General features: G+C 50.4%; 18 protein-coding genes, 1 tRNA gene and 2 pseudogenes. 4 read left to right on the top strand and 17 right to left on the bottom strand.

The window, feature by feature from the left end; all coding sequences use genetic code 11:
• Positions 1-18: 18 nt before the first annotated feature.
• The 5 genes from mdcE to mdcA are packed head-to-tail and all read right to left on the bottom strand — an operon-like array spanning position 19 to position 4470.
• Positions 19-822: a biotin-independent malonate decarboxylase subunit gamma gene (mdcE, locus tag WJM78_RS14950; protein WP_339010181.1), complete on the bottom strand. Its 804-nt coding sequence runs from the start codon at positions 820-822 to the stop codon at positions 19-21.
• Positions 819-1652, bottom strand: a complete 834-nt coding sequence (locus WJM78_RS14945; protein WP_339010179.1) for a biotin-independent malonate decarboxylase subunit beta — start codon at positions 1650-1652, stop codon at positions 819-821. Before WJM78_RS14945 ends, mdcE begins: the two co-directional genes overlap by 4 nt.
• On the bottom strand, positions 1645-1944 hold the full coding sequence (gene mdcC, locus WJM78_RS14940) for a malonate decarboxylase acyl carrier protein (protein WP_042037459.1): 300 nt from the start codon (positions 1942-1944) through the stop codon (positions 1645-1647). Before mdcC ends, WJM78_RS14945 begins: the two co-directional genes overlap by 8 nt.
• Positions 1945-1954: 10 nt before the next feature.
• Positions 1955-2815 (bottom strand): triphosphoribosyl-dephospho-CoA synthase, encoded by an 861-nt coding sequence (locus WJM78_RS14935; protein ID WP_339010178.1) that lies wholly within the window; start codon positions 2813-2815, stop codon positions 1955-1957.
• Positions 2815-4470, bottom strand: a complete 1656-nt coding sequence (mdcA, locus tag WJM78_RS14930; protein WP_339010176.1) for a malonate decarboxylase subunit alpha — start codon at positions 4468-4470, stop codon at positions 2815-2817. The genes WJM78_RS14935 and mdcA overlap by 1 nt, the downstream gene beginning before the upstream one ends.
• Before the next feature lie 243 nt (positions 4471-4713).
• Here mdcA and WJM78_RS14925 point away from each other — a divergent pair.
• Positions 4714-4836: pseudogene (locus WJM78_RS14925) on the top strand (IS1 family transposase); the annotation flags it as partial.
• Between the two features lie 445 nt (positions 4837-5281).
• A complete protein-coding gene (locus WJM78_RS14920; RefSeq protein ID WP_042037456.1) occupies positions 5282-6634 on the top strand; it encodes a tyrosine-type recombinase/integrase in 1353 nt (450 codons plus the stop codon).
• Positions 6635-6903: 269 nt separating this feature from the next.
• On the opposite strand, the gene WJM78_RS14915 is transcribed toward WJM78_RS14920, so the two are convergent.
• From WJM78_RS14915 to WJM78_RS14860, 12 genes and pseudogenes are all read right to left on the bottom strand, one after another.
• The gene (locus tag WJM78_RS14915; RefSeq protein ID WP_042037455.1) at positions 6904-7602 is read right to left on the bottom strand and encodes a DUF2931 family protein; all 699 of its coding nucleotides are present in this window, start codon (positions 7600-7602) and stop codon (positions 6904-6906) included.
• 2 nt (positions 7603-7604) lie between these two features.
• Positions 7605-9605, bottom strand: a complete 2001-nt coding sequence (locus tag WJM78_RS14910) for a DUF2235 domain-containing protein (RefSeq protein WP_339010174.1) — start codon at positions 9603-9605, stop codon at positions 7605-7607.
• Positions 9605-10396: a DUF4123 domain-containing protein gene (locus WJM78_RS14905; RefSeq protein ID WP_042037453.1), complete on the bottom strand. Its 792-nt coding sequence runs from the start codon at positions 10394-10396 to the stop codon at positions 9605-9607. The genes WJM78_RS14910 and WJM78_RS14905 overlap by 1 nt, the downstream gene beginning before the upstream one ends.
• Entirely contained in the window at positions 10396-12438 is a 2043-nt protein-coding gene (locus WJM78_RS14900; protein ID WP_339010173.1) for a type VI secretion system tip protein VgrG, read from the bottom strand. Before WJM78_RS14900 ends, WJM78_RS14905 begins: the two co-directional genes overlap by 1 nt.
• Before the next feature lie 11 nt (positions 12439-12449).
• Positions 12450-12737 carry a type VI secretion system PAAR protein gene (locus WJM78_RS14895; RefSeq protein ID WP_042038057.1) on the bottom strand — a complete coding sequence of 96 codons (288 nt, stop codon included), beginning with the start codon at positions 12735-12737 and terminating at the stop codon, positions 12450-12452.
• A 196-nt stretch (positions 12738-12933) separates the two neighbouring features.
• Entirely contained in the window at positions 12934-13452 is a 519-nt protein-coding gene (gene hcp1, locus WJM78_RS14890; RefSeq protein ID WP_339010171.1) for a type VI secretion system effector Hcp1, read from the bottom strand.
• 229 nt (positions 13453-13681) lie between these two features.
• Positions 13682-14482 (bottom strand): LuxR family transcriptional regulator, encoded by an 801-nt coding sequence (locus WJM78_RS14885; RefSeq protein ID WP_339010170.1) that lies wholly within the window; start codon positions 14480-14482, stop codon positions 13682-13684.
• A gap of 240 nt (positions 14483-14722) precedes the next feature.
• The gene (locus tag WJM78_RS14880; protein WP_275931467.1) at positions 14723-15031 is read right to left on the bottom strand and encodes a hypothetical protein; all 309 of its coding nucleotides are present in this window, start codon (positions 15029-15031) and stop codon (positions 14723-14725) included.
• 322 nt (positions 15032-15353) lie between these two features.
• A tRNA-Thr gene (locus WJM78_RS14875) sits at positions 15354-15429 on the bottom strand.
• Between the two features lie 169 nt (positions 15430-15598).
• Positions 15599-16000: an H-NS family nucleoid-associated regulatory protein gene (locus WJM78_RS14870; protein ID WP_339010168.1), complete on the bottom strand. Its 402-nt coding sequence runs from the start codon at positions 15998-16000 to the stop codon at positions 15599-15601.
• Between the two features lie 717 nt (positions 16001-16717).
• Positions 16718-18823, bottom strand: coding sequence for a hypothetical protein (locus tag WJM78_RS14865; RefSeq protein ID WP_339010167.1), 2106 nt, complete (start codon positions 18821-18823; stop codon positions 16718-16720).
• Between the two features lie 319 nt (positions 18824-19142).
• A pseudogene (locus tag WJM78_RS14860) lies at positions 19143-19909 on the bottom strand (IS5 family transposase).
• 793 nt (positions 19910-20702) lie between these two features.
• On the opposite strand from WJM78_RS14860, the gene WJM78_RS14855 reads away from it, so the two are divergent.
• Positions 20703-20930 carry an AlpA family transcriptional regulator gene (locus WJM78_RS14855; RefSeq protein WP_339010166.1) on the top strand — a complete coding sequence of 76 codons (228 nt, stop codon included), beginning with the start codon at positions 20703-20705 and terminating at the stop codon, positions 20928-20930.
• Positions 20927-22492 carry a YfjI family protein gene (locus WJM78_RS14850; protein WP_339010165.1) on the top strand — a complete coding sequence of 522 codons (1566 nt, stop codon included), beginning with the start codon at positions 20927-20929 and terminating at the stop codon, positions 22490-22492. The genes WJM78_RS14855 and WJM78_RS14850 overlap by 4 nt, the downstream gene beginning before the upstream one ends.
• Positions 22493-22649 lie beyond the last annotated feature (157 nt).

The raw sequence follows: 22649 nt of genomic DNA, 5'->3' as shown, positions 1-22649 counted from the left end.
CGAACTACGGATTGCTCGTTACCAAGCGACACGCATCCGTTCGCGAACGAGGGCAGAGCTACGGCGATTCTCCGCGCCGAGACGGTTTTTCAGACTTGGATCTTTACGCGCATCCGAAATAGCCTTCTGAACAGTTATTTCGACCAGAGCCAAGTCCGCATCTGACGGCGCATCAGGATTGTTGATGGTTAGCAGATCCGAAAGCAGACCGAGAGTGGCATAGTTGCTGATGTCGTAAGCCATCGGCGGAATAGTGGCTGCCATTTTTTCCAGCGCATCTACGGTTCGCAGTGTGATACGAGCGGCGGATTCTTTCCCCATCGCATGTACCAGCACGCCTTTGTCGTTGATGGCAATCAGACGGTTGGCTTGGTAGCCGTGTGCCAGAAACGCCCCAGACATCGCCTTGCCGACGATTAGACCAATCACCGGATGACCTGCCAGACGCGCCTTGGCGTAAGCGCCTACTGCACCTGCCAGCGCCTGATAAATGCCGAATGCTTCTTCACGACGACCATAGGCTTGGCTTGGGACGTCAATCACTGCCACAATCGGACGTTTGACGTTGCTGTTGGCGTCAGAGTCGATGGTTTCATTGACCACTTTCGCCAGTGTCCAACCTTCCAGTAACCCAACCTCACCTTGGGTGGCACGCGGATAGTGATTGTTGGCATCCGGCACGACGGAGATGAAACGCACGGTTTCACCGTTAAGGTCTGCATCCGCCACCTGAACTGATGGGCAGAGGCTGTTTATCCGTGAGGCATTCGGCGCCAGTTTTTCCAGCCAAATTGCGCCACGGCTGTTGCTTCGAGTCATCATTTTACCTCCCGGGCGAAAAGCTGTTTGATCTGTGCCGTATCAACCTGTGCGCGGGTATCGAAGTGCGTCAGGCAAGTCAGGAAATCAGCGTATTTATCGCTGCGATGCTGGGTCGGAACGCCTTTGGCGATGGCTTCGTTCATCGCGGTTTTCACCGCATTTACGCCGTCGCCGACCAGTGCATCAACCAGACCGCTTTCATACCGGATCTCGCCGCCAGTCATGCTCCAGATAAACGGACGGTCGCGGGAGTCGTACTCTTCAATCCCGGCTTCTTGCTCGATAACTTGCGGACCGTTCAGACCAAGACGAGCTTCGCGGGTCACGATTAGATAGCTGCAAAGTGCGGCAGCAATGGACATCCCACCGAAGCAACCTACGGTGCCGGTTATGATGCCGATGACCGGGGTGTAGCGACGTAAATCAACTATTGCCGCATGAATATCCGCAATTGCAGCAAGACCGAGATTGGCTTCCTGCAAACGCACGCCACCGGTTTCAAGGCTCAGCACAGCTTGGGTTGGAATACTGTTACGGTTGTCTTCAGCAGCCAGCTCAAGTGCCGCGGCCATTTTTGCGCCCGACACTTCTCCCATGCTGCCCCCCTGGAAGGTGCCCTCGATGGCGATAACCACCGCTGGTTGGCCATTGATGGTGCCGCGAGCAACCACCATGCCATCGTCAGACTGTGGGACCACGCCTTGTGGCGCGAGCCACGGTGACATGATGCCTTCAAACGGATCGAGCAGTTCGCGATAGCTGCCTTCGTCCAGCAGGGCATGAGCTCGGTCGCGGGCCCGTAATTCAATAAAACTGCGATCGTTACGCATGGCTCACCTCTTCAAAAACCTGTTCGATGCGAATGCGGGCAACGCCCGGGGTAGCGCCGAAGTCGTGGATAACCAGCTTGCCTGCAGGCAAGCCATTGGTCAGGTTCAGGCGGTCAAATAGCGCATTCCAGCGGCTGGTACTGTTATCTACCGATGTGGTGATATCAATACAGAGAGTTTCTCCGGTGGCTGCGGTGAACAGCACTTCCATATCTCCGGAGCCAACGACACCTGCCAGGGCCTTGCCGCTGACGGTGCGGTTGGCAGGAAATGACAATGTAATTTGTTCCATAACATCCTCTTTAAAATGAACAAGACAGAGGCTGGCTGACCCTGTCGAGAAACAGGGTGGCGGCGAGCAAATCCGCAGCCCCGCCGGGCGAGGCGTTGAGCGCTAACATCTGCACATCAAGAGCGGCAAGCTCGTCGCGTCCTGCCGCAGTGGCACAACCTCCGGCGTTAAGCACAGCGCGAGCGCCGTTCTGCATCGCTTCCAGACCAGGCATTCCAGCTCGTGAGAGCACGCAGGTGTCACTAAGCGAGGTCATGATTGCCATCAAGGCGTCGATACGGGCTTCACTCTCGTTGGCCCCGTTCGCCCTGCTGTGTCGAAGCTGAGGCAGCGCCAGATTCATCACGTGCGGAAACGCCTGCTGCGCTTCTTCACGTGCGCCCGGCACCCGATACTGATGTGTGGCTTTCAGGCCTTTGCTGAAGATTTTCGGTGCGGCGCTGTCTGGCAAACGTGCAAGCATGGCGGCGGTATCCGCAATCTGCTGCGCACTGGCCTGTGAGCCATTCATCGCCACGGCGCTAACCAAAAGACCAAGCGCCCAGATAGCGCCGCGATGCGTATTCACACCAGCCGTAGCGGCCATCATCTGTTGCTCGCCTTCGCGTCCTAATCGACCGATCATTTCACGCAAGGCAATGTCGGCAGGACGTAGCCAGCTTTGTTGAGCCAGTTGCAGAAACATAGGCGTCAGGCTATACGCTGAGTACTCCATCAGCGCCAACGAAAGGTCGTGATGGGCACCGTTTCCCCGGCTGTCCACCAGACCTGGCTTCGGGCTTAATCGTGCTTCGTCGATCAGGCTGTCGCGGGCGATCCTTGCCAGCCGCTCGGCCTGCACCTCTGCATGAGTCTGTGACAGGAGTTTCATTACCAGCTCCGGAATTTCGCTGGTGGGTTATAAAGACCGCCGGACCATTCCACCAAATCGGCAACGCTACTTGCTGCCAGCAAAGAGCGGGTGGCTTCCGTGCGACGAATCCCCATGTCCTCTGGATAAACCACTTTGCCGCTCTTGCGCAGGTCGGCAACACGTTTTGCATCCACGCCAAGGCCGATATCGGTGATCCCGGCAACGGCGGCCACCATAGCCCGGCGCTCTTCAATGTCTTTTGCGCGATAAAGGTAGGCAATACCTTCTTCTGTCAGCACGTGGGTCACGTCGTCGCCGTAAATCATCACCGGCGCCAGTGGCATTCCTGAGGATTTCGCCACTTCAATCGCATCGAGTTGCTCAACGAACGTGGGTTTCACGCCAGCCTGAAAGGTTTCGACCATCTGTACGACGAGTTTTTTACCACGCTGCATTGGGTCTGGTTCAGTGATCATGTTCAGCCATGCCGGTGTGGCGTGGCGACGACCATGCGGATCGTGCCCCATATTTGGTGCACCACCGAAACCGGAAAGACGGCCACGAGTCACCGTGGAGGAGTTAGCAAGGCCATCAACTTGCAGGGTCGAACCGATAAACATATCGACCGCGTACTGGCCTGCCAGCTGGCAGAAGGCGCGGTTCGAGCGCATGGAGCCGTCGGAACCAGTGAAGAAGATATCCGGACGGGCGCGGATATACTCTTCCATCCCCAGTTCACCGCCAAAGCAGTGCACACTTTCAACCCAACCACTTTCAATCGCCGGGATCAGTGTCGGATGCGGGTTCAGGGTCCAGTGTTTACAGATTTTGCCTTTCAGACCTAGCTGTTCGCCGTAGGTCGGTAGCAACAGTTCGATAGCTGCGGTGTTAAAGCCGATACCGTGGTTGAGCGACTGCACCTGATGTTCGGCGTAGATGCCTTTAATCGCCATCATCGCCATCAGGATGTGTTCCTGTTTGATGAGGCGTGGGTCGCGGGTAAACAGAGGTTCAATAAAGAACGGCCTGTCGGCAACAACCACGTAATCAATCCACGAACCAGGGATATCCACGCGCGGCAGGTCGTACTCGTCATCAACGATTTCGTTAACCTGAGCAATAACGATGCCATCACGGAACGCAGCAGCTTCCACCAGAGCCGGAGTATCTTCGGTACTTGGCCCTGTGTAGAGGTTACCTTTGCGGTCGGCTTTGTAACCGGCAATCAGCGCGACGTTTGGGCAGAGATCAACATAAAGGCGAGAATAGAGTTCTATGTAGGTGTGGATAGCACCGATCTCGAGCTGGCCATCCTGCAAAAGCTGCGAAATACGCAGGCTCTGTGGGCCAGAGAAAGAGAAATCAAGCTTGCGGGCAATTCCTTTCTCGAAGATATCAAGGTGTTCGCTACGGCCCACGCTTGGCATGATCATATGTAGGTTGTGGACTTTCGCTGGGTTCACTTCTGCCAGCATGCGGGAGAGAAAATCAGCCTGCTTTTGGTTGTTACCTTCAAGGACCACGCGATCGCCGGGAGCAATCAATTTTTCCAGCGCATCCACCAGACCATCGGTGGGAATTACCTTGCCCTGTACGGGAAGGGAGGCAACGCGTCGAGCTTTTTCGCTGCGACGAGTGTTCCAGTCCCGGGCCGGAGTTTGGCCAGCGTTCATTATTAACCTCCTGATTCAACAAATCATGTTTGCCTAGATTTCGGCTGGAGTAAGCTTCCTCCGTAAGGCGCTGTGCATCAATTAAGCTGGATTGTGAATCATTAGCCCAAGAGTAATAATTGCTTGGGTAATTCTGTGATGACGATCGAAGATGGACTTGGGCACTTGCTGCCCACTTATTTTGGGCTATGTCCCAATTATCTGTTGAAAGGCTAATCTTGAAGTAGGCCATCCCATTAACGCCACCTGACGCTCAGAACGCGCATCAAGCGACTGGCCCATAAAACCATCTGTTTTTTTCGCTCTTTTGACATGCACGAGAACGTCATCGACGCCTTTATTAAAAAGAAGCACCACTTAAACTGATTGGGGGTATCGCCAAAAGGTGTTTGGGGCGATTCTAGCCTTTGGCTTGGATCCCACAGCCCAAATAATTCAAGCCCACTGCTGACGAATGGGCTTTTTGTTGTGGAAGCAAAGCAAGTAGAAAATCTCAAAGGAGGGGGATGGATAGTGTGATGTTGGGCCCAGTGTTGGACCAATTGCAAAAAAGCAAAAAGGGTTAGCTTCACTGCGAAGCTAACCCTTTGTTGTATCTGGTGCCGATAAGGGGAATCGAACTCCTGACCTTCGCATTACGAAGTCAATGAACTCACGTTTAATCCTGTCTTGATAAATCCAACAAAAAATAATGTTTTGTTTAAATTCAATGGTTTAATTGCAAGCTGAATTCACTCTTGTCCAACGACATACAACCCTATACGATGCCAAATGTGGTACCCCAGGTGGTACCCCAATACGAGGTTTTAGGATGATTTCTCAAGATCGACAAGTCGCGGCGGCAGAGCTTAAAGAAGGTGCGACCGCAACCCGATTTGCTATCAGCTCTAAACATGGTAACGGGTTATCACTCGAAGTTCGGGCCGGTAAGCAAAAGCGCTTCGTGTATAGATTTAGACTACTGGGCAAGCAACAAACCATGGTCCTAGGACTATACCCCGCGATGGGGCTTGCTCAAGCTCGTGAGCGACATTGTATTGCTGTGGGGCAAGTCAAACAGGGCATCGATCCCCGTCAGGTTGTTGTAGAAGCTAAGCAAAAGAACGAACAGATGCTCGTGCTTGATGAACTGTTTGAGCAATGGCTTAGCCACAAAGCCAGCGTAAAACGCCGGGATGGTGTTCGATCAGAGATTAGCCTTCGAACTGTCTCTGATTATCGTCGAATTTACCAAACACACTTACAAAAGGCCCTTGGTAAATATCGTATTTGCGATATCACCATGGCTGTCCTCCACCAACACTATCAGAAGCTACAGAAGGTCTCTCTGGAAGGACTTCGCAAAGCAATGGGGATAATGAACCAAGTGATGGAAGAGGCTATGCGACGGCAGCTTATCGAGATGAGTCCCACGTTGGCGCTCAAACCCAAAGTTTACAATGCGACCCCCAATCCACCTCGAGAGCGATGGCTACCAGTCTCTGAATTACGAGCCTTGTGGCATGCATTGGGGGAGGGCGTTGGCGGTGGTGGAGCTTTAGCAGCTGGTGGTCGTGGCATTGCTGCGACTTCTGTGCTTTCTGGAAGCGTTGCCAATGCAATTAAAATCGTCATATTAAGCGCGGTTCGTCGAGGTGAAGTGATATCGATGCAGTGGGCACACTTGGATGGTGATCGCTGGACGATTCCGGAAACCAAAAATGGGCGTCCGCACGTGGTGACCTTGTCGCCTTTGGCTCAGGAAATCATTGCTGAGCAGCGAATGATAACCTCCTCTACCAGTCCATATGTGTTCGAATCGACGACGAAGCTGGGTCACGCCATCACTGGTGATGCACTTATGCGCGCCCTTGACCGGCTACAGAAGCGTAAGCTGGCAGAGCTCGAGCCCTTTAGTGTTCACGATCTGCGGCGCAGTGTTGCAAACTGCTGTGGTATTGAACTCGGTGCGGGGCCTCTAGAGATTGAGCACATGTTGAACCACCAGATCAGTGACAAACTCCTGCGAACTTATCAGGCGGGTGCTTTACGTAACCCTGAAAAACTGAGGAGTTTATTTCTTCGATGGGGGGAAATTGTGGAACATCAAATAGCCCAACATGAAGTGGAAAAATCACCTGATGTTATGGGGAACGTAATCCAAGGGACATTCGGTAAACGCTGAGTTTTCGGCTTAATCAGACCCAAGAAGGAAGCGGCCGATGGCCGCTTCCTTCTATGATTCCATTTCGTCTGATATGCTTCGCGACCACCTGATGGGCACAAAGCTGATGCGGCGCCATCCCTGGCCATTAGCCTTGCCTGCCAGAAAGCACAGATGCTCTCGGCCAATTCTGCGGCCATGGCATGGTCGTTATCACGACGAAAAAATCAGATACTGGGCCAACCAGTTTTGGTACTGCTTCATTGATACCTCTTAAACCGCTATCCAAATCAGTTGACCGGATTGGTATCCGTCTTAGGCTGTGCGGCACGGTAAGCGTCCATGATAGGAGCCCAATCCATCCCGCTAGGAACTGGGTATTGCTTGAATAGCTCACCATATTTCTTGTCGAAATCATCCATACCATATTGGCGCGCTATCGGTACTCTCTGATCATACCAATCATCGGTCACCTCTTCGGCGATACCACGGGTAAGTAGAATATCTGGCTTAACAAGTAGCCCATCCCCTTTGAGCAACACCTCAAAATAGCCGCCGGGCGCTAGACCAAAAAAGAGCCAACTACGGCGGTCATAACGTCCCTCGACTGAGTAGACTTGGCGCATCTGCTGCTCCAGATTGGCAGGCAAGTCCACCTTGATGCTGTAGCGCTTGCCATCATGGAACGAAACCATTTCAATCACGGCTTTATCGGGGACGGGAACGCCATCGGTGGGCAGGCCACCGCCGCCAGCCCAGTAGTAACGCTGTCCCTTGATACGGTCGGCAAGCAGACCTCCAGCCCCCCCTCCAGCTAGACGGTCCGCATAAACCTGTTTCCCTCCAAGATAGAACTCGGTCTTGGTGTTCTTAGTAAGATCTATATTGCTGCCTGTACCATAATCCCAAGCAAATTTAGACAGAGATTGTGGAACCGCGCAGGCCATCAATGACAAGCTGACTCCCAACAATGCGACGATATATTTCATCTTTATGCTTCCTTGTTCCCTATCATCTCACGTCTCTCCTTGCTGATGCTGGGCTCATATTTATTGGTATGGGCCGGATTTGCAATACCCTGGTTGCTGGCACTGTGGTGCAGATAGTCACGACGTAAGGCGCGGTAAACATCGGGTGATAATTGATGGGCCAAGTTCTTGGCAACCTTCTGTTCGATGGCGGATAGGGCCCAAAGTGTATCCAGCGCCTTCAAGTCAGCCTCTGGCCGTTTAATAGAGAGAGGTTCAAGCTGCAATGCCCTATCTTCCGGCATCCATGCTTTAAACGGCACCCCCACGGCTCGGCCCGCCTCAACCATCATATGCAGCGGAATACGGGAGTATTCCCCCTCCACCACCCGGCTCATCAGCACCTCCACATAGACTGACTTTTTGCCGGGGCCTGTGCCATTTTTCCCCTCGGGACGTCGGAAGGAGTATGGCTTCAGGCTGATCGCCCCCAGCGGCGGCACGGCGCCACGGGGCAGGTTGGGATTGATGCGAGTGACCCAGCCCAAAGTACGTTTCTCCTCGGCATACGCCTTGGCTTTTTGATAGGCAAGGCTCTCGGCATCTGCTGTTGTAACAGTTTCCACACTCATAAAACGCTCCAGCTCGATACTCTCGATCAGGGCCGGATCGCTGTTGGGATTGCTCAAGCTCCAGCGGCTATAGTAACCGCCACCTATGTCAGAGTGAGCCCCCGGTAGCGCCAGCTCAGTAAAGTGAGCAGGAATACGGGCGCCAGCAGCATCTTCTGTAATGCGTGATAGCGGGAAGTATTTACGCACTTCATCCAACGCGGTGAGATGTACCACCCGCTCTGCACAATCCGCTTTGAGTTGAACATTGACACTGCGGTTGTAAGAGGAAACCACGGTATCGAACAGGCCAACGAAGGTAAAGCGTACATCGTCGCGGCTAGCCCAATCAAAACCTGCCTTGAGGCGAATATTCGGGCTATTGGCCATAGCGTGTACCAAATGGTGATCGGTTTTTTGGTCTATCACATTAACAAAGTGGCGGGCGGCGGCGGCGCCTCTGCTAAACCCGAACACATCAAACTCGATACGATGGATACGCTCTACATCAACTAAAATCTCGCCCAAATCCCGATTGATCGAGCGAACTATGCTCTGTTCACATGCTGCATCTACTTTTCCGATAATAGAGGTATTATCTCCACCAAAATCGAGGTCAAATCCTTGGGTCAGGGTGTCATCCGAACGATATTCAGGGCCATTGTCTCCTGCGATTGGGTCGCGAGTGCCAATACCACTGATATAGCTGTGAGTCACCAAAGGGCCTGCTGTGATGTCATATTGTTCAAACAGCTTGCCTACATTGGTCACATCATTGGCCGAGCTCCCTTTAACCGGGCTTTGCCCCATCTGACAGCCTCGCAATTCCTTCTCCCGCTGGGCTGGATCGGAACAGGTCTCTAGCAACCATTGCTCCACCTTTTGTAGTCCCACTTGAGCATTGCGCGTGTTGTTGCCGGTACCATCGAAGAAAACGCCAATCCGCAAAATATTGAGCTGGTAACCTTTCACCTCGATCACGTAGGACTCGTCAGTGAGCAGACGAGCTGGTTGAGCTTGACCACGCTTGTGACCTTCCGGCAACGGCTGTTCTGGATCGGTTTGGCACAGGTCCCCAGTAGTCAGCTTGACGTGTTTACGTTTCACACCCTTATGGCCAAAAAACTTATCGGTGTAGGCTGGAACCTTGCTTGCTTCCCCCTCTTTTAATTTTTCCCGGTTTTGAGCCGCTTTAAGCCAAGGTTGGTTCTCAATGGTCAGAGTAACCTCACCAACGGCAAAGCCTTTCACCAAGGTGGGGCCATCCTTGAGGGTGACGGTTTTCACCTGGCCGGTTTCATCTTTCAGCGTGGCCTTGAGGCCCTTAAATGATTGGTTCTGTTCATCACGAACATCGATCTCAATCCACCGATCATATTTTTCGCAGAGTAAACAATGTGCACTTACAGCCATCAGTGAGTTCCTATCAAATCAGGGTGTTTGCCGAGCCAGTTGGCGACTTGCATGAATTCATCGTCGGTGAGCATCAAGGGGGCACGTATGCTGTCCAGCGTAAAATCGGCTTGCAGCGCCAGGGCTCCAGCGATGACGCCCTCGCGCGCATCCTCAACCAACCCATCTCGATTCGCTTGCTGCAACGTGTTCAGGATCACCGGTTTGGGGTTGGTGTGGGCTCTCATCACCTTCTCTATTCGTTGCCAGAGATGGCGATGCAGTATGTCAGCATGGCGGGACTCGTTATAAAGACCCGCTAGTTGATGCTCCCGAATATGGAACCAAGGTGTTTCACTCGCTGGTACCCAGATGAAATCTTGGCTTTGTGTGACACACTGCCCTTCGATCATTAACTGTTCACACGGGCCAAGCAGCGCATCTCGCTCTCCTGGCGTCATTGCGGTGAGCATTGGTAGCAAGATGCGATGATCGGCGTAGCGAAACCACACGGCCTCGCCGTCATGAATGGCGCTGTTCAGGCTCTGCCAGTGACTCTGCATTACTTCTTTCGAGGCGCGACTACGGCAGTAAAAGCCGCTGAGTGTGGGGTGTGCCTCAACAAAAGCCTGCGAGGGGGTAGGTAGCAGCCAAGGACCGTGTTCGGCCTGCGCCGAAAAGTCTGTTCCAGCAAACAGTGGGTAGGCATCATTTCCGCCCAGCTCATAGAAATGCGCAACCAAGGAGGGGTCTGCTGCCGCATCAATGACTGCATATAGAACCCCTTCTTCGCGCCATTGTTGCAATACCATCAGTTACCCCCTTGGTCTGCTAGCGGGCAAGGTTTGGCCATCGGCATCATGGACTCCATGGTTTTCTGAATACCAAGCGCAGTTATCATGGCCGGTGGCGCCACAGGCACTTCCACACCACCCGGCAAGCCGGGCATCTGACCCGCCCACCCAGAGCCTGAACCTGGGCTCCCTCCGGAGTTCATCTTGATAGTCGGGCCGACCATAGTGACGCCACCGCCATCGACCTTGATAAAGCAGCCGCCGACCTTGACGGTAATTTCAGATCCCGCCTCCAGCACCACCTTGGCACCGGCCTTGACGTGTACTTCCTGCCCGGCCTGGGTCAGCCAGCTTTGCCCCAGCTTCTGGTGCATGGAAGCATCTACCGTGAGGGAGTAGTCAGCCTTGATGTGGTCGCGCTTCTCGCCTTCCACCGTCAGGTGGTCGTTGGCCTTGATGCGGGTGACGCGCTCATTGTCGATGTCGGTGTGCTGGTCATGCTTGATATGCCACGCCGCATCATTTTCGATAAGCACATTCAGGTCTTTCTGACCGTGGATGTAAATCTCTTCCTGCCCCGCCTGGTCTTCAAAGCGCAGTTCGTTGAAGCCCTCGCCCTGGTGGGTCTCGGTGCGCAGCACGGTGCGGGTCTTGTTGGCGGGCAGCTCGTAAGGCGGTCGGTTGGTGGCGTGGAAGGTGCGGCCAGTGACGATGGGCTGGTCGGGGTCGCCTTCAAGGAATGAGACGATAACTTCATGGCCGATGCGCGGGATGGCCATCATGCCATATTGACCGCCTGCCCAGCCCTGACTCACCCGCACCCAGCAGGAGCTCTGGTCGTTGGAGCTGCCGTAGCGGTCCCACGGGAATTGCAGTTTTACCCGGCCATGCTCGTCGCAGTAAATCTCTTCGCCCTCGGGGCCTACCACTATCGCAATTTGCGGGCCGTCGACCATTGGCTTGTGGGGTGCCTCGGGGCTGCCAATACGGGCGCGCCAGGTGGTGCTCGCTTTGACCACGCCAAATTCGTTGTGGTACACGGTCGGGCCACTGCCGCCCTCCTCTTCCAGCGCCTGCGGCTGTTCACCGGTGTGGCGGATACGGACGATTTGCCAGTCGGTGTTGAGGCTGCCGTTCGGGTGTTCGGTGAGTGAAAATGTCTGGCCCGGCAAGAGGGCTGCGCTGTTGGACTTGCCACTGCCGCTGACCGCGTCATTGCGCAGGGCATCCAGCCGGTGCTGGGCAAACGCCTTGCCACTGCCGTCCTGCTTGTAGCGGCCCGGATAGTCAAAATGCTGGTAAGTGTCGCGTTGATGCTCGAGCTCTGCGCCCTGCTTTTTGTGAGATAGGCCATAAGCCGGGGTCTTGAAGCTGTAGTCCTTGAGCTCTACATCCGAGGGGCGCACCGATTCGCGGTAGTGGAACTGACGGACATAAGCACCTTGTTCCAGAGAACGGTTGCCGAGGTTAAAGAAGAGCTCGGGGCCAGCTGTTAATGCCGCAGCATCGTCGGCAAACACGATACGGTGCTTGCCTGCTTCAAACTCGTGGAAGTAGAACAGCCCCTCTTCGGCAGCGAGGCGGTTAACGAAATCGAGGTCGGTCTCGCGATACTGGACGCAGTATTCGCGCTGGGCATGCTCGTTTTTCAGGGCAAAGGCGTAATCGGTGATGCCGTGCTCTTGCAGCAAGATAGAGAGGATTTCGTCAGGCTTTTGCGCCTGGAAGATACGGGAGTTCTGGCGCAATCCCAATCGCCACAGGGCAGGTTTGACTTGCAGCTGATAGCGGGTGCGGCGAAAGCCGCTGTCCCCTTGCGCAAAGTCGCTCACTACCCCGCATACCCGGCGTTGCAACTCGCCGCTGTACCACACCATCAGCTCGCAGGGCTGGTCCAGCACGGCGCCAAAGTCGATGTCCGGTTGCTGGCTGGCCACCTCCAGTTTGAGGCTAAACGGGCTGTTCAAGCCCTCATCCAGCTTGAAGCTCGCGACCGCAAAGGTGTTGTCAGCCAGTGCGCCAACCTTGACGGTGAATTGTAATCCTGTGCTCTGTGCCATGACCTTGTTCCTTATCCTGCTTGCCCGCTGCCCGAACCAATTACCACGCCACCACAATCCACCGCAGTGCCGGTGATAGCGATAGGCTTGCCGTTCACCAATACCGAGCCCACACCACCGGCAATGCTGCGCGGGTGGGGAGGGTTATTCGGCTTGTCGTGCGGCGCCAGCGGGTCACCCTGACGAGCCACCGGCTTGCCATCGAGAAAGACATCAGGGCTGGCGGCTATCACCGGGGTCGGTGGAAAGCCATCGTGGTCGGTGCCAAGGTCACCAAGCAGTGCAATGGAGGGACACATAATTCAAACCTCTTGTGTGCTTTGCCATCACTCCGCTATCACTACCACGACATCAATCTCTGGGCAGGGGGATGGCAAAACATAAAAGGCTCCGGCAGCCAAAGACTGACCGGAGAAACACGGGATAAAGGCCGGTGCACACCGGCCACAAGATACGAAACCTAATACAGGAAATAACGAAATCAGAACGTCAGGCTTATGCCTCGACAGGGGCGCGCCAGTCGTCAGCACCAGAGGTACCGGCAACGGTGTGCTCCCAGTCAATCTTGCGGTAAGCAAGAGAAACCTGGATAAGCTGGGTGAAGTCGGATTTCGCCGGGTCTTGGCAATGCGGCATCTGGCAGTCGATGTCAACGATGGTGGCATCGGTCAGCACGGTAGAGAAGAAATGCTCCTGCTTGCCTTCCACTGAGGTGCGGTACCACTTCAGGGTCACTTTCGGCAGCATTTCGCCGGAAGCCAGGGAGTTGTACATCAGCGGCACAGCTTTGTTCAGCGCAACGGTGAACTTGAACGGCTTGTGGACACGCTGACCAGCAGGCTGACCGGATTGCGGGTCAGTCGGCACGGTGACAACGTGTTGGAACTCTTGTACCAGCATCTCATCTTCGTGACCTTGTACGAAGATGTTGCCGACGGAGTCGGAGGTGAAGGCACCAGCGGTGATGTTGCCCTGGGTTTTACCTTCGATGCTGATATAACATGGAGTTGGCATGGGTATGCTCCTAAATAGGTGGGTTAAATGAGCTAGCACTCGACCAAACCCCTAGCAGTGACCATGCCAACTTTTCTCCCCATTATTTATCAATCACTTACCTCCAACCCATAGCCTCAACCGCACAACCCTGAGCAAGTTTTCGCTCAAACAGCGCACATATCTCAGCAAATATTGCCAAGACAGTGATTTAGCCTAATAGGTGGGCAATAAATTGCGCCAGTCAGAACTATTGACCACCCTTATCCACATTCCCCACTAACGCAGCATCGATATTGAGCCGCACCAGCCCCTGCTTGAGCGCCCAGGATATCGCCTGGCTTTTATTGCTGGCTCCCAGCTTCTCGGCAATACGCTCCAGGTGAAAGGTCACCGTTCTAGGGGTGATGCCCAATATCTGGGCAATATCGCTCACCTGCTTCCCTTCTGCCGCCCACTGGCACACTTCCAGCTCCCGCAGACTCAGCGCATCCCGAGGGGGTATATCGGACAAGCAGACCCGCACGACCGCCTCAAAGATGTGCACCGATAGCCAGCTCAAAAAGGGCGTGGCCGTCAGCCATTGGTGTTCAGTACGGGGTGTTCGGGTAATGAAAGACAGCAACCCCACATGACCATTGGCCCCATGCCAGGGGAAGGTGATGCCATCGCGCAATCCCGCTTCATGAGCCTGCAGCATCACCTCCACACCAGCTGTATCCTGTTGCTCGCAGCACTCGGTGATGAGATTAGCCCACAGGATGGGCGTGCTCTGCGTCATCCCCTTGCGAACCACTGGGTCTACCGCAAAGAAGCGCTGCGCGTCATAGGCCTGCACCCACTGGGCAGGACAGCCATTGAAGATCCGCACATCAGGACGCTGTATCGAGCTGGGTGAAATGAACCCCAAACGAAAATGGTCAAACCCCATCTGTTGGCACAGTGAGCGAAGTAGGCTCACGATGGTTTGTTCGTCTGTTGCGATATCGAACTGGGTGATGAGCGTCAGTGCGTCGGTGGTATTGAGGAAGTAGAGTGGAGTAATGGTCAATCGTTCGGCTTACAAGCGATGAAATGTACTGAATATTACCAATTATCAATCAGATAGCACAATATCCCATCAGTTGTTGATAAGGCCTCGCATGAATTGCATATCGAACCAGCAGCCTTCCCCAAGAACTTGGCACACGTCGATAGGCATGTGGTCGATAGAAGTAGGATCAATCGTTGATATTACGTTGATGTCGGGCGACTAATTGACACCAAGGGCGGCAGAGCAGGTCTCGCCACGTTAGGGGGCGTTGAGGTCCCAGGAACTGGCGAGCTGCTGGTGAGGTTGCTGGTGTTCGTCAAGCCAGTAAGGGAAAATCTGCAGCACCCGCAGTAGATACTGCGGCCCACCTTTGCTGGGTACTCGTTGCTCATCGAACACCACGATCCCGGACAACGCTCGCACCCTGGCAAAATCTCGTTCTATGGACCAAGACGAGACGCCAAATACGTCCGCAGCTTCGCGGGCACTGATGGCTCGCTGCTGATCGTGCAGCCAATGTGCGACTTGCAAGTAACGCGGTAAAGGTGGCTTCGGATTGATAGACATGTAATTTCGTCATTACGCTGGGTGATGGGTAGGCACATTGGACTACCCATTGAGCGATTTGTTCAGAGAATCACAATAAACATCCTGGCTAACTGCTTGTCAGCAAGGCTTGGGCTTCATCGCGTATCGCACAATATCGCTGCGTGAGGAGGGAGCGCTTTTCAACTCGCCAACCGCCATATTTAGCTAGCCAGCGTCTGGGGCGACGTGGGTCCCAACTATCAATGGCTTCACGTAATCGTGCATCCAAATCGGTACGTTCTGCGTCTAAGTCTTTTATGGCTGGCATCGGGATCGGCTATGAAACATTCGGTGGTGATGGTGGTGCTGGCTACCGGAATCGAACTGGTGACCTACTGATTACAAGTCAGTTGCTCTACCTACTGAGCTAAGCCAGCATCAAGCGCATGCTAAAGGATGTTTTTAATAATGTCATTAGAGCTGACCGCGATCATGCGACAGATTGTTGCTGAGTGTTCCTAGTTCGTAGCGACGAGAGCTGTCATTAATTGGGCCACTGAGCCTGTAAACAGAAAGGCCACACCGTGGGGGTATGGCCTTGTCTATTTAGATGAGGAAGTCATCCAACTGACGACCTTGCTCTAGTTGCTCAGCCAGGAACTTGGGTGTACGGCCCTGACCGGTCCAAGTATGCTCTTGCCCATTATCAACATAGCGGTATTTCGGAGGGCGAGGCGCTCGTTTAGCTTTGGCCGTAGTCGCTGCTGCTGGAGTACTGCCAACCAACTCAGTCGGGTCGATACCAGCCTGAGCCAACATCGCTTGGAACTCAGCCAGCTTTTGCTGGTGCTCGGCTTGGGCAGCTTGTTCTTTCTCCGCCAGCTCCAAACGTTCCAGATAAATCGCTTCAATCTTCTCGTGGGCCTCTTTGACTTGCTCCAGTGATAACTCGCGCATTGCTGCCCGCAGGCTACGGATGTTAAACAGCACTTTCAAAAATTCACTCATAGATATCCTTTAATTAAATACTAATAACCATGCAGCCAGTCATCTCTATAGTTCACAACATGGATCATTGTGCAGAGATATAAAACTGTACGAGGAGTCTAGGATAGTATCATTGTGATAGCGATACAAGCTATCCAATATATACAAGCAGTCGTGACACCGAATGACCATCAGGTCCTACTCTCACAATGCCAACATGAACTTACTTACCCCATGCCCTCACGGGCATCATAGATAAAAACACATGGAGGAAACAAATGACTTCGTTTTTTAAATGGATGCCACCGAGCATGGACAAATATATTTATAGAATATGCCAAGTTCTGATGTACAGCTTGTCAATAAATTTAACCATAGGTATTTGGCAATCATATTCATCCGTATGGCTTCATCTCTAGCCATGACTTTACATTCATGTTCGCAAATAGTTACGTACAGAGCCGGTAATAAAATATGCAAACCAATGAAGGGTTTTTCTTGAGTCCTTTGTGTGATATTTTTGATATTCGTATCAAAAAATATCTATGAATATCACGTTTTGAACACTGGTGGTTAACAATCAGAACCGACTTGGATAAGGCTGATGGGGTTTGTCATTATAGCCCCAAGTCACAGAAGATTCATTATTTTACCTCAACGTGAAACGATCCTCCGGCATGGCCGGAGGATCGTCTGTTGCGAACATCTAAATTATTTTTGGCCTGGAGCCCATCACGGTTATTTTGGCTTCTTGTCTAGCGTTTTATGGTGTTGATACGCCAGAAACAATAACTCTACCACTCTGGTATTTTTACCTAATTCAACAATGCTTTTGACATTGTCACCAGGGACAGAGAATAACAATATAATGGTTAAGTGATCTAAGAGGCAGAGACCAAGGGAGGAATCATTAATTCCACGAATAAGCGACTCCGTTAGCTCTGTTTCAGTTATTATATTTTTGGTAAATAAATCCATAGCAAAAGCTTCTGGTGCCACATTGACACTTACTTTATCAAGTCCATTCAGGATTTTCTCTGAAATCTCATTAAGTTTGTCAAGGAGGTTGTGGATAATCAATGGTGATGAATAATTGAGTTTTAACAAATTAACTCTAGTGATATTTGCATCTTTACTGTCAGCGAAAACTCCCTTTGTCACAGTATGTCGAGCCACCGTGAAATTATAGCAATATATTGCTTGAGATAATATGTAATTATAGGTATTGGCACCAAAAATAATTGAGGCTTTCAAATATTCTTCCTCTGGCATCCAGGCCTCTCTACACTTCATATTATCAGGCTGTATTACATAGGATGGTAAAACGCTAGGAATGGTGACAAGACCTTGATGATTTATAATGTCATTTATTTTTGGCATTAAATGTTTATTGCCAATCTTTTTATTAAGATTGTACATCAGGCCAATATGAAGAACAGCAAGTGCATATTTTACAAACCCGAACAATTGAAAGTTCACTTCAGAAGCAGTGTTTATTTCACGTAAAGCTGATGTTGCATCCCCATGCTTGATATAATCAAGCGCCTCAATCAATGGTATATATTGGCCAAAGTACTCTGCATCATTAGTTGTGAGTTTATCGTCATTAGCATGACATCTTGTCATGTCATAAATACAAGAAAAGTTTGACTTATTGAACACGTAAAGATTGTATTTCTTTGCTTTATCAAAATACTTGGCGTAAGTCTGTGCATCACTACAAATCATTGGTGTCTCAATTTCAGGAGGCAGAGAGACCATCTTTGATAAATGATTTTCTTCGCTCAACGATGACATCGTTAAGTTAGTTATAGCACAAGGCTGAAAATGCTCTAACATTAAGCTATAAATATATCCACATATGTTCTCAACATAATTACGCCTCTTTATATCTAAAAAAAACTCTGGACTGACATTATTAATAACACACGTCTTAAATTCAGATTCAAAAAGTTCATGGTAATTGGTGGTAAGTGCGCTGTGCATGTATGAAAATAAACCCAAAAGATTGCCATCTTCCCTTTGATAAGGGCTATAGAAGCTATTATATAGCCTTAACATAAGGCCCAGATTATTCATTTTATTGTCAATATCTTGCAATATTATAATGGCAGTGTAAGCCGCCTCAACTTTGTCTATTATAGTGTTTATAATTTCTCTCGAATCTGCACTATCATTTTTTAAATCACGGTCCATTTTTATGCGTTGATGTAAAGTCACACAGGTCTGATTCGATCTTTTCGAGAACTCATCTAAGTAACTAAGAATACCCGGTATTATAGCTTGAGGAGTATCATACGAAGAAGCTTGATTATGTATAGCCAGAAATAACTGATTAATGTATTTTTTAACATATCTTTTAGCAGTGGCTTTATCTAAAACCTCAACGCCATCTTTTTTCTTAATTATTTCTTCAATTCCAAGAATTCGATCGAGATGAAAGTATATGGAATTTTCATTAGCACCGCCATGAAATATGGCAATATCGACACACATTATAGGTGATAATATCCAATCGATATAAAACTGGGTGGAATTACTTGTACGACTGGCTAAATAAAAGCATTGTCTAGATATGAAATTATAAATACTCTCCAATATGTTAAGATGATTATCTTTCATCGCTTGTGGTACATTAGACCCTATATGCAAGCGATTAAAAATTGCTTTCATTCTTGAGGTGTTATTATCTATATCAGACCTTGATAGACCAACCTCATGATAGTGTTGACGGTGCCCATCATATTCAGACTTTTGGATTTGTTCATTTTTTCTGGCATTAGACCAAAGGCCAAGAGTATCTTCTATTGCGTATAGAATTGTAGCAAACTTATGTGCTGTCATTATATTACCTATTGGATTCTTATCGTTAAATATAAAGTGAGTTCCCAATGTCACTTGACTTATCCATCTAAATTGAACGACAGCCGAGCCACATGATTGTCATTTTGGAATCTGACGAGCATTTATCCGCTCAGTTGCGTATACATTTCGAACAAGTTGATCACCCTCTTACATCATTCTTCGTACCATATCCATTTCTACCGTTACTGATCGGTTTGTACCAGCGTTCTCATCGACTCACCTTTTAGACTGTGATGCAGTAGCCTATTCGCTATCATCGGGTGGCTTACCATCAGGTACCTCTCACTAGGGGGTGTCGTCATAAGATTGAGGCCCACATGTATGCGCAGCGGATCTGCACTGTGGCTACAAACGAGCTCGTGTTTTTGGCGTATCTTGTGGCAATGCCTCGCCATTGCTTCAGATGAAGGAAGGCGTTTTCCACCAAATGCCTTGCCCGATAAAGCTCCCTGTCGTGGTCTCGTTGTTCCTTACGATTCCGTTTGGAAGGTATGACGGGCTCCATCCCCTGGACGTGGGCGGTATCAATCAATGAATTGGTATCATATCCCCTGTCCGCCAAGAGATACGCGGCCTCCAAGCCGTCAATCAAGGTCGCGGCTTGCGTACAATCTGCGGTCGAACCCGATGTAATGATGCATTTTATTGGCATTCCATGTCCGTCGACGGCCAAATGGATCTTGCTGTTCAGCCCCCCTTAGTGACCCCCATATCCTGATTACCACCTCGAGCACCACTGGCATGGGGATGAACCTTGATATGGCTGGCGTCAATCATCAGCCACTCGCAATCAGGTTCATTTATCAGACGTTCTTGAAGACGAGCCTAAATGCCCTTGTCGCGCCAACGACAAAAGCGGCGATGGGTGTTTTTCCAGTCCCCGTATTCAGAGGGCAAGTCACGCCAAGGAGCCCCTGTGCGCAAAACCCAGAAAACAGAGTTGATAAACAATCGGTTATCACGAGCAACACGACCCCATTGACCTTTTCGCCCCAATAGATGAGGTTCGATTAAGGCCCATGCACGGTCTGAAATATCGTGGCGGCGACAAGCTGGTGTTGACATGAACTGATGATTTTTACGTTAAGGGGGCGGGTATTGTACCGAAATCAATCAGTTCAAGACGACAGCCCCTAACTGGTAATTGGCTGCCTATGGCCGAATTCCCTTGCTGATACCAACCCTCTACCACTTCCAGCAGACACGCCGCTTGTCGCGTGCTCAAATCTAGTAGCCACAACACCTGCTTTGCCAGCGTCAGGATACAAGCGTTGATACCCGCTATCTGCACGAGCCACGCTCAGCTCTTCCAGTAACCTGCCCAACCGGTAGTTACGAACCCGCACATATGCTGCCGGCTGTTCGTTCGTCCAGGGAGCGGGCAACGTAGTTTTTATCGCAACCCGTCGCCCCAGTGATCAACACGTTATTACCAACGCAGATAATTCTCTGTGAGCAACATCAACTCCGGCATGAGCCCCAACTGCTCGACTGGCACGTGCGGGGTCAATTGGGGGATGCCAGCGCGTGTGCACTCTGGCCCTGCCGCAATGCCCTTTGTTGTTCAAGTGATTGTGATGACAAGTCCCCTACGCCACGTAGCTTTACGTGAGAGTCCTTGAGACTGGCCTGGCCCTACGACAGCGGCACCATCACGATGATATTTGAGGAGGTCTATAGATGAATTGCCGATGGGGCGGGCACAGCGTCAGAGGGTGCTGGCTGGCGGCCTCCAGCCTGGTATCTGTGTGTGGTGTAATAACTCGAGTTTTGCCCACGTAATTTCACCCCAGGAATTTTAGTTCCGAACACTTCATCATGGGGACTCCTGAATCAGAGATAGGAAGGAGAGCAAGCAATGCCACACACCACAGATCGCATCATTAGGCTGCCAGAACTCACAGAGATGATTGGTCTGGCCAGATCAACCATTTATGACAAGCTAGACATCAAGTCGAACCGTTACGACAGCGATTTTCCGCAAGCAATAAAGCTGGGGTTGTCAGCTGTTGGCTGGCGTCAAAGCGACGTCAACCAATGGATTGAAAATCGTTCAAAGATATCAGTCAAGGGAGGTGGAAAATGAATATTCGTCGAGAAATAAGAAAGGCCATAGAGAACTTGGATGAAAACATCCAGGCCCCTTTGGATGACGTATGTCGTGCAACAAAAGCACCTGATTTTATGATATTAACTCAGATGCTTTCTGTGATGAGTATAGCGGCACAATCTTTAGTAGACATTAGCCCCCCTGTGGGTATGCAACGCCCCGTTTCACTGTATGTTTTCATTCTTGCCAAATCCGGTGAACGGAAAAGCACAGTGGACAATTTGCTGATGAAACCTTTTCGTCATTATGAGAGATCTTTGGCGACAAAGACAGACGTTGAGCATGCGAATTATTTAAATGAACTTGAATTGTGGGAGGTGAAGCAAAAATTGCTGAAAAAAAGTTTAGAAAAAACTCATCAAGATAAAGCAGTTTTTAATGAAATTGCCGAAGATTGGCGTTTTCATCAATTATGCAAGCCTATTCAACCAATTACTAGAAGGGTGCTGATAGATGATATTTCAGGTGCGAAGCTGAAAATGATGCTATCAGAAAAGAACTCCTCATTGGCTCTGACCTCAGATGAGGGAGGAACCCTACTATCTAGCGAATTAATAAAAGACCATTCCCTTTTTTGTTCGCTATGGTCTGGACAAACTATAAGAATTGACAGGGCCAACAACACAGAGATCCTGATTGATGGCGCTCGCCTAACCATAAGCATCCAGGTTCAACCTGACATATACAAGTCATTTAGAGAAAAAAATGGGGCTTCATTCAGAAGCTCCGGACTCGATGCTCGCTTTTTGTTTTGTGAACCTGCATCTGAAATTGGCTATAGATTTGAGGATGAATCTGTAGACGGTAACCAGCCATTTCAGGACTTAGATGCATTACGTGATTTTAATGCAAGAATCGATGCATTGCTGAGAGAAGGGGCTGATTGCACAACACGTCACTGCTTAAAGATGACAGATGAAGCCAAGAGGTTGTGGCTTCAAAAACACAATCAAATTGAAGAACACATGAAACGTGGTGAATACCTGAGAGATTACACAGATCTTGGTTCAAAGTTTATGGAGCAGGCTTCACGTATAGCAGCCGTTCTTCATGTTTTCACTCACACAGACTATCAGGCACACCATGTTAATTACAAAACGATGGATATGGCGATTCGCTTGACAGAAATATACTTACATCAAGCCTTGAAGATCTTTGTAAAACCAGAGGTAAAGGACATGTCAGATCAAAAAAATGCTGACACGCTACTGGCCTGGATTAAGCAAAACTGGCGGAATGAATGGTTTTTAAGAAGTGAGATAAGAAGAAGTGGTCCCTACTGTATGCGGAACTTAGGTGACTTAGAAAATGCGATTGAGATGCTTATTGCCACTGGAGATATTTATTGTTTCCATAAAAAACAGTCCCTATTTATTTCCTTGTCTTGGGATAAGTATCCAGACTATATCCGTTACGAATCGAGACTAGAGAAAGATGGTCGGCGCATTAAAGGCTTAGTCCCATACTATGGAAAATATAAATCAAAAAAATCGTTACGTGTTCATCTCACACGTAATTTATCAGATGCTTTTACATGAGAATTGCTAATTTACTCTCTTAATATAGCTAATAAAACACCACGCCGCCTATTTTATATTTTTCACATGGAGGATACGATTAAATGGCTAAGGCTATTATGACCGTTCATTTAGTAATTAATGACTCCGTAAGACAGCTAAGATAACACTCGTGCAT

This window comes from Aeromonas popoffii, assembly GCF_037818705.1.
GTDB lineage: Bacteria > Pseudomonadota > Gammaproteobacteria > Enterobacterales > Aeromonadaceae > Aeromonas > Aeromonas popoffii.
The sequence above is the reverse complement of the archived record's forward strand: the minus strand, read 5'-3'. Positions and strand labels throughout refer to the sequence as shown.